11 protein-coding genes and 2 tRNA genes are annotated in these 14,950 nt (G+C 64.1%); 10 read left to right on the top strand and 3 right to left on the bottom strand.

Annotated features, from left to right (window positions below; all coding sequences use genetic code 11):
• Positions 1 to 81: 81 nt before the first annotated feature.
• The 4 genes from ACZ1JS_RS07045 to ACZ1JS_RS07030 all read left to right on the top strand — a co-directional run bounded on the left by ACZ1JS_RS07045 (position 82) and on the right by ACZ1JS_RS07030 (position 4,150).
• Positions 82 to 711: an ATP-dependent Clp protease proteolytic subunit gene (locus ACZ1JS_RS07045; RefSeq protein ID WP_242117705.1), complete on the top strand. Its 630-nt coding sequence runs from the start codon at positions 82 to 84 to the stop codon at positions 709 to 711.
• A gap of 128 nt (positions 712 to 839) precedes the next feature.
• Positions 840 to 2,105 (top strand): ATP-dependent Clp protease ATP-binding subunit ClpX, encoded by a 1,266-nt coding sequence (clpX, locus tag ACZ1JS_RS07040; protein WP_055756400.1) that lies wholly within the window; start codon positions 840 to 842, stop codon positions 2,103 to 2,105.
• 102 nt (positions 2,106 to 2,207) lie between these two features.
• Positions 2,208 to 2,906 (top strand): HAD family hydrolase, encoded by a 699-nt coding sequence (locus ACZ1JS_RS07035; RefSeq protein ID WP_465168318.1) that lies wholly within the window; start codon positions 2,208 to 2,210, stop codon positions 2,904 to 2,906.
• Between the two features lie 74 nt (positions 2,907 to 2,980).
• Positions 2,981 to 4,150 (top strand): calcium:cation antiporter, encoded by a 1,170-nt coding sequence (locus ACZ1JS_RS07030; protein ID WP_345875601.1) that lies wholly within the window; start codon positions 2,981 to 2,983, stop codon positions 4,148 to 4,150.
• Here ACZ1JS_RS07030 and ACZ1JS_RS07025 read toward each other — a convergent pair.
• Both ACZ1JS_RS07025 and ACZ1JS_RS07020 read right to left on the bottom strand, forming a co-directional pair.
• Positions 4,134 to 4,370 (bottom strand): hypothetical protein, encoded by a 237-nt coding sequence (locus tag ACZ1JS_RS07025; protein WP_465168317.1) that lies wholly within the window; start codon positions 4,368 to 4,370, stop codon positions 4,134 to 4,136. The genes ACZ1JS_RS07030 and ACZ1JS_RS07025 overlap by 17 nt on opposite strands.
• The gene (locus tag ACZ1JS_RS07020) at positions 4,367 to 5,980 is read right to left on the bottom strand and encodes a M1 family metallopeptidase (protein ID WP_465168316.1); all 1,614 of its coding nucleotides are present in this window, start codon (positions 5,978 to 5,980) and stop codon (positions 4,367 to 4,369) included. The genes ACZ1JS_RS07025 and ACZ1JS_RS07020 overlap by 4 nt, the downstream gene beginning before the upstream one ends.
• A 181-nt stretch (positions 5,981 to 6,161) precedes the next feature.
• Here ACZ1JS_RS07020 and lon point away from each other — a divergent pair, with 181 nt between their 5' ends.
• The 5 genes from lon (at position 6,162) to ACZ1JS_RS06995 (ending at position 14,046) form a co-directional block, all read left to right on the top strand.
• Entirely contained in the window at positions 6,162 to 8,645 is a 2,484-nt protein-coding gene (gene lon / locus ACZ1JS_RS07015) for an endopeptidase La (protein WP_465168315.1), read from the top strand.
• Positions 8,646 to 8,831: 186 nt separating this feature from the next.
• On the top strand, positions 8,832 to 9,104 hold the full coding sequence (locus ACZ1JS_RS07010; RefSeq protein WP_055756411.1) for an HU family DNA-binding protein: 273 nt from the start codon (positions 8,832 to 8,834) through the stop codon (positions 9,102 to 9,104).
• Positions 9,105 to 9,155: 51 nt separating this feature from the next.
• A tRNA-Val gene (locus ACZ1JS_RS07005) sits at positions 9,156 to 9,230 on the top strand.
• Positions 9,231 to 9,497: 267 nt separating this feature from the next.
• On the top strand, positions 9,498 to 11,126 hold the full coding sequence (locus ACZ1JS_RS07000) for a hypothetical protein (protein ID WP_465168314.1): 1,629 nt from the start codon (positions 9,498 to 9,500) through the stop codon (positions 11,124 to 11,126).
• 103 nt (positions 11,127 to 11,229) lie between these two features.
• Entirely contained in the window at positions 11,230 to 14,046 is a 2,817-nt protein-coding gene (locus ACZ1JS_RS06995; protein WP_465168313.1) for a TonB-dependent receptor domain-containing protein, read from the top strand.
• 54 nt (positions 14,047 to 14,100) lie between these two features.
• On the opposite strand, the gene ACZ1JS_RS06990 is transcribed toward ACZ1JS_RS06995, so the two are convergent.
• Entirely contained in the window at positions 14,101 to 14,778 is a 678-nt protein-coding gene (locus tag ACZ1JS_RS06990; protein ID WP_465168312.1) for a prolyl hydroxylase family protein, read from the bottom strand.
• Between the two features lie 81 nt (positions 14,779 to 14,859).
• Between ACZ1JS_RS06990 and ACZ1JS_RS06985 the strand changes: the two genes are divergently transcribed.
• Positions 14,860 to 14,936, top strand: a tRNA-His gene (locus tag ACZ1JS_RS06985).
• The last annotated feature ends 14 nt before the right edge of the window (positions 14,937 to 14,950 follow it).

Genomic DNA, 14,950 nt, shown 5'->3' with positions numbered 1-14,950 from the left:
GTGCGCTGCGGCAGGGTCGCCTCTTGCGTCGCCTCTCGCGAGCGCCGATGTAGGGGGCGAAATCTACTCAGCGGGAACCCAATGCACGATATTCACGACGCCCTCGTCCCCATCGTCATCGAACAGTCGAGCCGCGGCGAACGCAGCTTCGACATCTATTCGCGCCTGCTGCGCGAACGGATCGTGTTCGTGACCGGTGGCGTCGAGGATCATATGGCCTCGCTGATCACCGCCCAGCTGCTGTTCCTCGAATCGGAAAATCCGAAGAAGGATATCTGGATGTACATCAACTCGCCGGGCGGGGTGGTGACGGCCGGCATGGCGATCCATGACACGATGCAATATATCCGCCCGCGCGTCGGCACGGTATGCATCGGGCAGGCGGCGTCGATGGGCAGCTTCCTGCTGGCGGCGGGCGAGCCGGGCATGCGCGTGGCGCTGACCAATGCCCGCATCATGATCCATCAGCCCTCGGGCGGTGCGCAGGGCATGGCGTCGGACATCCAGATCCAGGCCAAGGAAATCCAGCGGATCAAGGACCGGATGAACGCGCTGTACGTGAAGTATACCGGCAAGCCGCTGGAGGAGATCGAACGGGCGATGGACCGCGATACCTTCCTCGAGGCGGAAGAGGCCAAGGCGTTCGGGCTGGTCGATCAGGTGTTCGACAAGCGTCCGGGCGCGCCCGAGGAAGCCACCCCGGCGGCGTAAGCGGCCTAGCCGACCGCGCCTCAACCGGCGGCGCGGTCGGGTAAAGTTTTAAGGCATTGCCGGATACAAGCCTGTGTGTATCCTGACAGGCGGAAAGACGCGTCACGGCGACGCGGGAGATGAATTGAATGACGAAGCTCAGCGGCGGCGACTCCAAGAGCACCCTGTACTGCTCGTTCTGCGGCAAATCGCAGCATGAGGTGCGTAAGCTGATCGCGGGTCCGACCGTGTTCATCTGCGACGAATGCGTCGAACTGTGCAACGACATCATCCGCGAGGAAACGAAGTCGGCACTGGTCGCCAAGAAGGATGGCGGGGTTCCGACGCCGCAGGAAATCTGCAACGTGCTCGACGATTACGTCATCGGGCAGAAGCAGGCGAAGCGCGTGCTGTCGGTCGCGGTCCACAACCACTATAAGCGGTTGAACCATGGGCAGAAGGGCGCCGACGTCGAACTGGCGAAGTCGAACATCCTGCTCGTCGGCCCGACCGGTTGCGGCAAGACGCTGCTGGCGCAGACGCTGGCACGAATTCTCGACGTGCCGTTCACCATGGCCGATGCCACGACACTGACCGAAGCCGGCTATGTCGGTGAGGATGTCGAGAACATCATCCTGAAGCTGCTCCAGGCGTCGGACTATAATGTCGAGCGGGCGCAGCGTGGCATCGTCTATATCGACGAAATCGACAAGATCAGCCGCAAGGCCGAGAACCCGTCGATCACGCGCGATGTGTCGGGCGAGGGCGTGCAGCAGGCGCTGCTCAAGCTGATGGAAGGCACCACAGCCTCGGTCCCGCCGCAAGGCGGTCGCAAGCACCCGCAGCAGGAGTTCCTGCAGGTCGATACTACGAACATCCTGTTCATCTGCGGCGGTGCGTTCGCGGGTCTCGAAAAGATCATCGCGGATCGTCTGCAGGGCAAGTCGATCGGCTTCGGTGCCTATGTCGCGGCACCCGAAGAGCGCCGCACCGGCGAGGTGCTGCGCCAGACCGAGCCGGAGGATCTGCTGAAGTTCGGTCTGATCCCCGAATTCGTCGGCCGCTTGCCGGTGATTGCGACGCTCGAGGATCTCGACGTGGCGGCACTCATCAAGATCCTGACCGAACCGAAGAACGCGCTGGTCAAACAGTATCAGAAGCTGTTCGACATGGAGGGGGTGAAGCTCGGCTTCAACGACGAGGCGTTGGTATCGGTGTCGAAGCGGGCGATCGAGCGCAAGACCGGCGCGCGCGGACTTCGCTCGATCCTCGAAGGGATTTTGCTCGACACGATGTTCGACCTGCCGTCGATGGACGGTGTCGACGAGGTTGTCGTCGACAAGGACGTGATCGAGGGACGCAAGGAACCGGTCCGCGTCTATGCCGAAAAGAAGAAGGCAGGCGACGCGGCGTAGGCTGCATCCCTGACTTTCGGTTACATGGGCGTCGGGCAACCGGCGCCCATTTTCGTTTGTGCGGGCTTTCGACGGGCCGATTCGTCGGGTACCGGCTTCGTCATGCCGATCGAACTCATCTGCCTCGATGCCGACGACACGCTATGGCACAATATGCGCCATTTCGAAGAAGCGCAGGACGCCTTCGTCGCGATGCTCGAACCCTTTGCGGCCGCCGACGTGGCGATTGAGACGCTTGAGGCGTGCGAGGCGCGCAATTTGAAGCTCTATGGCTATGGCGCCAAGGGGTTCACGCTTTCGATGATCGAAACCGCGCTCGAACTGGGCGGCGAGCGGCTGCCGAGCGGTGTGATCGCTGATCTGCTTAGCGCCGGGCGGCGGCTGCTGGCGCATCCCGTCGAACTGCTGCACGACATCGAAGCGACGCTGGACGCACTGGCCGAACGCGGCCGGCTGGTGCTGGTGACCAAAGGCGACCTGCTGCACCAGGAGGCGAAGCTGGCGGCGTCGGGCCTCGGCGATCGCTTTTCGGGCATCGAGATCGTCAGCGACAAGACGACCGAAACCTTCACCCGCCTGTTCGAACGCTATGGCGTGGCCGCCGACCGAGCGGTGATGGCCGGCGATTCGATGCGGTCGGATGTGTTGCCCGCACTTGCCGCGGGGGCATGGGCGGCGTTCGTGCCACAAGCTCTGGCATGGTCGCATGAGGCGGCGCCGGCACCGGCCGAGCACGACCGTTTCCGACAGTTGGCGTCGCTGGCCGAACTGCCGGACTGGATCGATACGATCGGTCGCTAACGGACGGGATAATCCGATCGACAGGGAAACATCGCTCCGACCATGGGTTGCTTTACCGTAACGAACATGGAGGCATGATGTCGGCAGCAAATGATCACGATGCGATGATGGCGGTGGAGCATTCGGAAGCGGTCGTCCCGCCCGCGACGAAGCGGGCGTTGCTCGACCGGACGGCCTTGCCATGGTGGTCTTTGCTCATCCCGATGCTCGGCCTGATCGCGATCCTTATCGACCTGGCCAAGGCCGGCGGAACCGGGGCCGTACTGGCGGCAGTCGTGATGATCGGGTGCGTGATCGCCGCGGTCCACCATGCCGAAGTCGTGGCGCACAAGGTCGGCGAGCCGTTCGGGACGCTGGTGCTGGCCGTGGCGGTGACGGTGATCGAGGTGTCGCTGATCGTTTCGCTGATGCTGTCGGGGTCCGGCGATGTCGCAACGCTGGCGCGCGATACCGTGTTCGCGGCGATCATGATCATCCTGAACTTCATTGTCGGCATTTGCGTCCTGGTCGGCGGTATCCGACACCATGAGCAACGCTTCGTCCTGCGCGGCGTGAGTGCTGCCTTGTCGGTGCTGGCGGCGATGGCGGTGATGTCGCTGGTGCTGCCCAACTATACCTCGACGGTGCCGGGGCCGACGCTGTCGGCGTCGCAACTGGCGTTCGTCGCAGTGGTGTCCGTGATCCTGTATGCGACGTTCGTCATGGTGCAGACGGTGCGGCACCGCGATTATTTCCTGCCGGCGACCGACGGGTCGCTCCCGAAGGATGCGCATGCCGAGCCGCCGAGTGCCGGCACCGCGTGGATCGCCTTCGCCGTGCTGTTGGTCGCGCTGGTCGGGGTGGTGTTGCTTGCCAAGGACCTGTCCCCGACGATCGAGGCGGCCGTGCTGGGCGCCGGACTGCCGCTGGCGGTGGTCGGTATCCTGATCGCTGCGCTGGTGCTGGCCCCCGAAAGCCTCGCGGCGGTGAAGGCGGCGCGCAAGGATCGGCTCCAGACCAGTCTGAACCTCGCCATGGGTTCCGCTCTGGCGACGATCGGGCTGACTATTCCCAGCGTCGCGATCGTGTCGCTGGTCATGGGCTGGCCGCTGTCGCTCGGTATCGACGGCAAGTCGACGGTGCTGTTCGCGCTGTCGTTGCTGGTGTCGACGCTGACATTGGGCAATGGACGGACGACGGTGTTGGCGGGTATCGTCCACCTGACGATCTTCGCCGCCTATATCTTCGTCACGGTCGTCCCCTGACCTGCCGGGCGGCGAGCGCCAGCCCGGCGGCAATCTGCAACAGGGCATAGACGCGGCGACGGCCGGGATGGCCGACGAACGGCCGGACCAGCCATTCGGCGCCGCCCGCCTGCTCCTGCCACAGTTCGACATGGCGGCGCGGCTGCAACAGGCCGAGCATCCCGTCGCCGATCATGAAGGTCGCGGCCATTTCGGCCGATCGTTTTCCAAGCTGTTTCATGAGGTTGCAACGTTCGGCTTCGCAATAGGTGCCTGCATCCGTTCGACCGCGATCGACCGGCGCAGCAAACGCGCCATCGGGTCGATCACGACATGCGCATCGGCCGGCAGGAGGATCGAGCCGCTGCCATCGGTCATCGGTAGCGTCCGCACGACGCCGTCAACCTCCACCTCGACGGGTAGCGGGAAGGGGCCGTCGCCTGGCACCTTCCACCGCAGCGTCAGTGTTTCGCCGTCGCGGGTTTCGGTCAATTCGGGCAGCGTGCCGCGCCGCAGATAGACGTCGAAGAACCAGCGCAGATCGCGTCCGCTCTCCTGCGCCACCGCCGCTTCGAAATCACGCGTGGTGGCGAGGCGGGGGCGGAAATTGCCCGGCCGTGGATCGGGACGGCCATAGACCAGCCGCCGGGTCGCGGCGAAAAAGGCCCGGTCGCCGATCAGGTGTCGCAGGCTGTGCAACATCCATGCGCCCTTGAAATAGACGTCAGTGCCGGGTCCGGCCTTCCCCTCCATCGCCCGCGCGGTGCGGGGCACGCCCGACACGACTGGCACCTTGGCGGCGATCCGGTCGCGCTGGATCAGCATCATCGCGATGTAGCGGGCGTCGCCCTCGCGCCACTTGGCATAGAGCGGCTGCATATAGGCGGCGAACGATTCATGCAGCCAGAAATCGTCCCAATCGGCCGCTGTCATCTGATTGCCGAACCATTCATGGCTGAATTCGTGCTGGAACAGCCAGTCGAACCCTTCGGGCGCAGGCTTGTAACCATTGCCATAAGCGTTGATCGTCTGATGCTCCATGCCGAGATAGGGCGTCTCGACAACACCGACCTTTTGATCGGCAAAGGGATAGGGGCCGATGACCCGTTCGAAGAAATCGAGCGTCGGCGCGAATTCGGCGAACAACTGTGCCGCTTGCGTCTCTTTGCCCGTCAGGTGCCAAAGCTGTAGCGGGATGATGTTGCCGTAGCGGCTGCGATACTCGCCCTTGATCTCTCCATAGGGGCCGACGCTGATCGCCAATGCATAGGGGTTCACCGATCCCGAATGCCAGTTCCATGTCGTCCGCCCGTCGGGCAGCCGGTCGATACCGCGCAACACGCCATTGGCGGGGGCCGACAGACCGGCGGGCACGGTGAAGTGCAGGTCGGCCGCCGCCGGCTCACCCGCCGGAAAATCGAGACAGGGCCACCACAAATCGCACCCGGTCAGCTGCGCGGTCGTGCCGAACCATGGCTTGCCCTGCCATTCGCTCCATACGAAGCCGTCGTCCCATGGCGCCCGTTTGGCGACACGTGGTTGCCCGGCATAATGGATCGTGACCGTCATGCGTTGCCCGGCGGGGAGCGCGCGGTCGATTGCAATCTGACCGTCACGCTGATGCCACTGCGCGTTCGGCAGTGCGGTCCCGTCGATCGAAACCGCCGAAACCGTGAAGGCATCGTCGAGATCGATGACGATCCGTGGCGTCGCTGCCTGCGCGTCGATCGTCAGCACCGCCCGGCCGGACAGCGCACGGCGTGCAGGCAGCGCTTCGATCGCCAGATCGACATGGGCCAATCGCAACGCCGCGCGTTCGGGCGCGACCTCACCGCCCGACCGCAATGTCATCGGGTGGACGGGCGGGATGGGGGGGAGTTTGGGGGCGGGGGCCTGCACCATTGCTGCAGCAAGCGATAACGCCAGAGAATATGTCACGATTCAGCTTCCCATCGACCGGAGATTGATGGGGCGGTAATCACCACCATATAGGTGTGTGGGTCCGGCAGTTCGGCCGGGTCGTGGAGTGTCCATGTCCGAGAATACCAATTCCGTTTCGTCCGAGCCGCTGAAGCTGCCGGTGCTGCCGCTGCGCGATATCGTTGTCTTTCCGCACATGATCGTGCCGCTGTTCGTCGGACGCGACAAGTCGGTAGCCGCGCTGGAAGCGGCGATGGCGGGATCGAAGGAAATCTTCCTCGTGGCGCAGCTCGATCCGGGTGAGGACGATCCGGCGCGCGACGACCTCTACGACGTCGGCGTGTCGGCCGAAGTCATGCAGATGCTGAAGCTGCCCGACGGCACCGTCCGCGTGCTGGTGTCGGGTAAGGCGCGCGCGACGCTGACCGATCTTGAAACGGTCGACAATTATCTGGTGGCGACGGTCACCCCGGCGGGCGCTGGCGACACGACGCTGGAAGATGCCGATGAAGGCATGGACGAACGCGTCGCCGAAGCCGTCGCACAGCCGAGTGCCGAGCTGAAGGCGCTGATGCGCTCGGTGGTCGACCAGTTCGAAAATTACGCCAAGCTCAACAAGAAGCTGCCGGCCGAAACCGCGGTCCAGCTGTCCGAGCTGGACGACGCCTCGCGCCTGGCTGATGCGGTCGCGGGCAATATCGCGGTCAAGGTCGCCGACAAGCAGGCGCTGCTGGTCGAGTCCGATCCGCACAAGCGGCTGGAGATGGTGTTCGCCTTCATGGAAGGCGAACTGGGCGTGCTGCAGGTCGAGAAGAAGATCCGCAGCCGCGTGAAGCGGCAGATGGAGAAGACCCAGCGCGAATATTATCTCAACGAACAGTTGAAGGCGATCCAGCGCGAACTCGGCAACGAGGGCGAGGATGGCGACGGCGACGAGATCGCCGAGCTGACTCAGAAGATCGCCACACTGAAGCTGAGCAAGGAAGCGCGGACCAAGGCGACGTCGGAGCTGAAGAAGCTGAAGACGATGGCGCCGATGAGCGCCGAGGCGACGGTCGTGCGCAACTATCTCGACGTGCTGCTCGGTCTGCCATGGGGCAAGAAGTCCAAGCTGAAGAAGGACATCGCCGTTGCGCAAACGGTGCTCGACGAAGACCATTACGCGCTGGAGAAGGTCAAGGACCGGATCGTCGAATATCTGGCGGTGCAGGCGCGGACCAACAAGCTGAAGGGGCCGATCCTGTGCCTCGTCGGTCCGCCGGGCGTCGGCAAGACGAGCCTCGGCAAGTCGATCGCCAAGGCGACCGGGCGCGAATTCATCCGCCAGTCGCTGGGCGGGGTGCGTGACGAGGCCGAAATTCGTGGCCACCGCCGGACATATATCGGGTCGCTGCCGGGGAAGATCGTGACCAACCTGCGCAAGGCCGGCGCGTCGAACCCGCTGTTCCTGCTCGACGAGATCGACAAGCTGGGCCAGGATTTCCGCGGCGATCCGGCGTCGGCGCTGCTCGAGGTGCTCGATCCCGAACAGAATGCGAAGTTCAACGATCACTATCTGGAGATCGATATCGATCTGTCTGACGTGATGTTCGTCTGCACCGCGAACACGCTGAACCTGCCGCAGCCGCTGCTCGACCGAATGGAGATCATCCGGCTGGAGGGCTATACCGAGGATGAAAAGGTCGAGATCGCCGAACGGCATCTGGTCGCCAAGCAGGTCGATGCGCATGGGCTGAAGAGCGGCGAGTTTGAATTGACCCAGGCGGGATTGCGCGACCTGATCCGCTATTACACCCGCGAGGCGGGGGTGCGGACGCTGGAGCGCGAGATCGCCAAGCTGGCGCGCAAGGCGCTGCGCCGGATCCTTGAGGGCAAGGCGGCGTCGGTTACGGTGACGCCCGAAAACCTTTCCGAATTTGCCGGGGTCCGCAAATATCGCTTCGGCGTCGGCGAGGAAGAGCATCAGATCGGAGCCGTCACCGGCCTGGCATGGACCGAGGTCGGCGGCGAGTTGCTGACGATCGAAAGCGTCACTGTCCCGGGCAAGGGGTCGGTCAAGACCACCGGCAAGCTCGGCGACGTGATGAAGGAATCGGTCGAGGCGGCGTGGAGTTATGTCAAGGCGCGCTCGCCGGGATACGGCATCAAGCCGAGCCTGTTCCACCGCAAGGACGTGCATATTCATCTGCCCGAAGGGGCGGTGCCGAAGGACGGTCCGTCGGCGGGCATCGGGCTTGTCACGTCGATCGTATCGACGCTGACCGGCGTGCCGGTGCGGCGCGAGGTGGCGATGACCGGTGAAGTCACGCTGCGCGGTCGGGTGTTGCCGATCGGGGGGCTGAAGGAGAAGCTGCTGGCGGCGTTGCGCGGTGGCATCACCACCGTGCTGATCCCGGTCGAGAATGAGAAGGATCTGGCGGAAATCCCCGCGAACATCCGTAGCGGGCTCGAGATCATCCCGGTGTCGCATGTCGACGAGGTGCTGCGACTCGCGCTGACCGAGCCGTTGACCGCGATCGACTGGACAGAAGCGGACGATCTGGCCGCCCAACCGCCGTTGCCGGTACCCGGTATCGCCGAATCGCGACCGCATTGATCGGAGCCGGCGGGACGGGTACGACGTCCCGCCGGCATCGTCGAACCGACGTACGCCAGCGACGCTACGCAATCCATTGGATTGCGCTAACAATGCCAATTTGCTTTGACAGCGTTCGACGGAGCGGCCTTATTGCCGCGTTCGAGTCTGGTCATATTTTTTCAGAGACGAAGGGGGTTCCACGGGATGAACAAGCAGGAGCTGATCGGGCAGGTCGCCGACCATTCGGGGCTCACCCGCGGCGATGCGATGAAGGCGGTCGAAGCGGTATTCGACGTCATCTCGGCGGCGCTCAAGAAGGGCGACGAAGTGCGTCTCGTCGGATTCGGGACGTTCTCGGTATCGAAGCGCAAGGCATCGACCGGCCGTAATCCGCGCACTGGCGAGCCGATGACGATCAAGGCGTCGTCGCAGCCGAAGTTCAAGGCCGGCAAGGGCCTGAAGGACTCGGTGAATTAAGTTCTGGACACCACGGCCGGACCCCTTTAGGGAGCCGGCCTCCGGGTTTCCGGGCGCGTAGCTCAGCGGTAGAGCACACCCTTCACACGGGTGGGGTCACAGGTTCAATCCCTGTCGCGCCCACCAGATCAACGGCCGTCCGGCACGTCAGACCTCTGTTCAGAGGCTACGAGCCGGGCGGCCGTTTCTGATTCGGGCTAACGTGCCCGGACTTTATCCGCTGTCACAAAACCGAAACCATAACGTCTCCGAAACTTCACCGGAATCGCATGTTCCCGTCATGGAGCATCCCTAACGCGGCGACCGTGGGTCGGCCGAAGGGGGAGCCTTGGACGATCGCCGGGTCTCGCGCCCGCATAACGACCAACCAAGTTTTCGGGAGTTTCATCGGTGATGGCCAGCAGCAAGCGCTTCGGCTTTATTCTCATGGCGACGACGGCCTGCGCGGCGCTCGCCGGGTGCAGCGGCGCCGACGGCGTTGCGTCGCCGGGCGCCGGCAGCATCAACGTGACCGTGCCGGCACCGGCCCCCACGCCGACCCCGACCTCGACCGCGCCGAGCGCGATCACCGCGGCGCAGTTCGCCGCGCAAACGACGGTCAACGGCATCACGATCACGTCGGACGAACAGCTGGCGATCGTCAACGCCGGTACCAACAACAACGTGAACGGCGTCGGTTCGGTGCTGAACGGCGTGTATCCGGTCGGCGCCGCATCGCTGACGACCGCGACCGATCCGTCGACGATCAACAGCTTCTTCACCAGCACCAACTATGTCGGCGCGCTGAACGGGCCGACCGACACCGCCTTCCAGGGCTGGACCTGCAACTCGACCTCGGCCGAATTCGGCGGTTCGGGTGCACGATGCACCGCGGTGCCGTCGATCGGCACCTATGCCGCCGCGACCTCGGTCTGCCCGACCGGCACGATCGATGACGGTACGAACAGTTCGTCGAGCCCGTCTTTCCGCTACTGCCGCCTGCCGCAGAACATCACGACCGACCTGTCGCTGCCGAAGATTGCCGGCGTCGTGTATCGTCTGCGCGGCCAGACCGAAGTCGGCACCGATCTCGGCAGTACCGGTCCCGCAGGCGTGACGCTGACGATCGCCGCCGGTTCGGTGATCGCCGCCGATTCGTCGGAAAATACCAACGACCTGCTGCTGGTGAACCGCGGTTCGAAGATCTCGGCGATCGGTACCCGCGACGCGCCGATCATCTTCACCTCGCAGCAGAATCTGGTGAACAACGGCGTATCGGACGCGTCGCAGGGCCAGTGGGGCGGCATCATCCTGCTCGGCCGTGCGCCGACCGCGGTCTGCGCCACCGGTACCGGACCGAACAACGCCGACGGTTCGTCGACCACCTGCCAGCAGGCGATCGAAGGCGTCACCGGCCGCTTCTATGGCGGGCCGAACGCCGCCGACAATTCGGGCCAGATGTCCTACGTCCAGATCCGCTATTCGGGCATCGCGATCAGCGACGGCAACGAACTGCAGGGCCTGACGCTGGGTGGTACCGGCAGCGGCACCGTGCTGGATCATATCCAGAGCCACAATTCGGCTGACGACGGCATCGAAATCTTCGGTGGCACCACCAACCTGAAGTACATCGCCATCACCGGCGCCGACGACGACGGCTTCGACATCGACAACGGCTATCGTGGCTTCATGCAGTTCATGATCGCGGCGCAGCGCGTGCTCGGCGCGACCGCCGACTCGTTCTCGACCGAGATCGACTCGAACAACGGCGAAGACCTGTTGCCGCGTACCTACAGCACCTACGCCAACTTCACCTTCATCCAGACCGCGCTCGCCCCGGCGGCAATCCGTCAGCGGGGCGGTTCGGACATGCGCTACGTCAATGGCGTGGTGAAGTCGGTCGGCAACGTCGCCTGCATCAACTTGATCGCCGGCGAAGCCAGCGCGTCGGATCGCTCGACGATCCGTGCGGCGGACACCACCAAGCAGGATGCCGGCCCGCCGGTATTCTCGTCGGTCTACTTCGCCTGCCAGGGCCGCTGATCCGACCCGTCGCGTAGCTCGCGATGACACGCCGATGCCGGGGCGGGCCGATACGCCCGTCCCGGCATTCGCTCTTTCAGATATTCAAGGTGGATCAACGGTCATGCAGCACCGCCGCGCTTACGCAACACTCCTTCTCCTGACGTCGCAACTGGTTGCGCCGGCCGTGCTGGCACAGTCGACCACGCCCGCCGCTCCCGCCGCCGCGACGCCGCCGGTCGTGCAGACCGGCACCGATCCCGATACCGCGACCTCCGCGCCGCAGGACGGTACGACGAGCGACGCCCCGGCCGAAGTTTCGTCGCCCGGCTTCGATGAAGCCGCCGGTGAGGAAATCGTCGTCGTCGGTCGCAATATCCCGAACGTGGTCCGCGCCACGCCGCAGATCGTATCGGTCCTGTCCGAAGCCGACATCGCCCGCACCGGGGACGGCGACATTGCCGGTGCGCTGACCCGCGTGACCGGCCTGTCGGTCGTCGGCGGCGGCTTCGTCTATGTCCGTGGTCTCGGCGATCGCTACTCGTCGTCGCTGCTCAATGGGTCGCCCTTGCCGAGCCCCGAGCCGCTGCGCCGCTCGGTCCCGCTCGACATTTTCCCGACCTCGATCGTCGGCTCGGCGCTGGTGCAGAAGACCTATTCGGTCAACTTCCCCGGCGAATTCGGCGGCGGCGTCATCAACCTGACGTCGAAGGCGATCCCCAAGAAGAACTTCCTGTCGATCGGCGGATCGATCGCCGCCGATACGGTCACGACCAGCGAGCTCGGCTATGTCTATGCCGGCGGCAAGAGCGACTGGATCGGCTATGACGACGGAACCCGCGGCGTGCCGTCGTTCATCCGCAATGCTGACAAGGGTTCGGGTCTGATCCCGGTCGCGCAGGTCGCCCAGCTCGACAATGCCCGCACCTCGCTGTTGCAGGTCAACAACCAGCTGCCCGCCAATCTGTCGGGCGAAATCGCTGGCGGATCGGTGTTTGATATCGGCAGCGACCGGCTGGGCGTCATCGCGTCGCTCGGCCTGTCGAACACCTTCCGCACGCGCGATGCGACCCAGCAGGACAGCGTCAGCGAGAACGGCACCGTCCGCAACGACTTCCGCACCGTGCTGACCGACAACCGGGTCGTCGCCAACGGCCTGGTCGGACTGGGCTATGAGTTCAACGACAACACGCTGCGCTGGACCAACGTCTACATCCACGACACGCTGAAGCAGGGGCGTCTGGCGGCGTCGGACAATTATAACAATTTCAGCGGCCTACGCGTGCAGCAGAACACCAACTGGTTCGAACGTCAGCTGATTGAAAGCCAGCTGGTCGGCGAGTTCAAGCTGACCGACGCGTTGAAATTCGACGCACGCGGTGCCTTCGCCAATTCGAAGCGTAATGCGCCCTATGAGCGCCAGTTCGACTATCTATGCTCGAACCGGACCACCAACGGCTACCCGATCACGGTGACCGACGCCCCGGTATCGCGCGGCTTCAACTGCAACGGCGCCTATCAGGTGACGCAGCGCTTCTCGCCCTTCGCCAGCGTGGTGTTCAGCGAGCTGAACGAAGACCTGTACACGGGACAGGCGGACCTCGCCTACAAGCTGCCGACCGATCGCCCGATGACCATTTCGACGGGTTATTTCTATTCGAATACCGATCGTTCGTCGCGTCGTCTGCAATTCAATTACCAGACCAGCGACGGTGCCGGTACCGCGCCGGGCTTCCCCAACAATCTGTTGCGGCCCGACTATCTGCTGTCGCCCGATTCGCTGTTCAACGCCTGTCCGCAGCGCGGCACCGGTGCCTGCACGATCGAATTGCAGTTCAATACCCAGGCCGGTGCCTATGCCTATGACGCCAGCCTCGAAATCCATGCCGGCTATGTCCAGGCGGAAGCCGAGGTGTCGGACGGGCTGCGTGCGGTGGCCGGCGTCCGCTACGAAACGGCGAACGAGCAGGTCACGCCGATCAACCTGACGCCGACGATCCTGAAGAATGCCTATTGGCTGCCGGCCGGGACGCTGACGTGGAATTTCGCGTCGGACATGCAGTTCCGGCTCAGCGGCGCGAAGACGATCTCGCGGCCGCAGTTCCGCGAATTGGCGCCGCAGCAGTTCCGCGATCCCGATTCGGATCGCCTGTTCTTCGGTAACCCGAATCTGCGCGATTCCGAGCTGTGGAACCTCGAAGGCCGTTACGAATATTTCTTCGGCCGCGATCAGCGCATCACCGCAGCGGGCTTCTACAAGCGGATCGACAACCCGATCGAACAGGCGGGCTTCTATCCCAGCCCCGATGCGACGTTGCAGACCGGCTTCACCTATCTGCCCAAGGCGACGCTGTACGGTGCCGAGATCGAGGCGCAGAAATACGTGCCGCTGAGCGGGCTCGGCAATTTCTTCGCCACGCGGCGTCTGCTGCTGCTCGCCAACTATACCTATACCCAGTCGCAGATCACTGCGGACGGCACCTGTGTGCCCAATCCGGCGGCGGCGCTGGGGTCGCCGGGTATCGGCGGGTGTCAGGCCGGATTCGGTCAGGCGAGCCGGCTGTTCCGCGACGGCGCACCGCTGACCGGTCAGTCGGACCATCTGGTCAATGTCCAGATCGGCGTGGAGGATACGGCGGCACTGTCGCAGCTGACGCTGTTGTTCAACTATGCCAGCGATCGGGTGACCAATCGTGGTCCGTCGAACCTGTCGGGTGACGGGTTCCAGCCCGATATCGTCGAGCGTCCGGGCATTCGCCTCGATCTGGTCGGACGGCAGGGCTTCGAAGTTGCCGGTGCGCAGCTCGAAGTGAAGGCCGAAGCGCGCAACCTGACCGGTACACGCTACAGCGAGAGCCAGAATTTCGGCGGCAATCAGGTCTATATCAACCGCTACGGTCTGGGCCGGGTGTTCTCGCTCGGCATCACCGCCCAGTTCTGATCGAACGATGGGGTAGGGACGGGCCGTCGGCAGCGATGCCGGCGGCCCGTTCGCTTATCCCCAGGGGCGTTCGCGAAACCATTTGGTGAGCACATATTTCGTGCCGTCGCGCACCTTCATGCCATGGTGCAGCGTCGCCGGATTGGGACTGCCATCGGCGCGCAGATTGTTCCACGCCAGCAATTTGCCGGTTTCGGGCTGAACGATCTTTTCGATCGCCTTGAACCGCGTCGCACCGCCCGCGCCCGGCTGGTTCAGGTACAGCATCACCGTCCATGTCCGGTTGCCGGCGACCGAGCAATAGCGGGTGAAGTCGCCACCCTGCGGATCGAAATAATCGGTATGCGCCTTGAACTCCTGCCCGACGGCATAGCGCTGCCCCTGCAACGGCTCGCCATGCGCCGGGTCGAGGCCACAGAAATCGAAGATCAGTGATTCGACGGCGGCAACGACCGGGTCGCCCGAGTCGAGGTCACAGGTCTCGCTGGTGCGAAAGGTCGGGTCGCCATTGGCATCGGCGATTGTCGACGGACGTCGTTTGGCGTCGATCCGCGCGATCAATTCATTGCACAGATCGACCGGGATGAGGCCGCGTCGGATGAAGAGGGACAGCTTGGCGCTCGGCACCCGCTGTACGCCCGGACGGGACATGATGTGGTCGACGACCGGTTCGCCGGGAAAACCGGAGCCGAGATTCGCGCGGGGCGGGGCGGATGGGAGGGTCGATTCCATGGACTTTTTCCTGCCAGAACGATTGTCGGCACGCCACTGCTTGACCGATGCGCACGGCCCGGCTAAGCGCGCCCTTCCACGGCGACCGTAGTTCAATTGGTTAGAGCGCCGGCTTGTGATGCCGGAAGTTGCGGGTTCAAGTCCCGTCGGTCGCCCCATTCCTTACAGCGCT

The sequence above is a fragment of the Sphingomonas sp. BL-S-05 genome (assembly GCF_055521695.1).
This window is presented reverse-complemented; position numbering and strand designations above follow the sequence as displayed.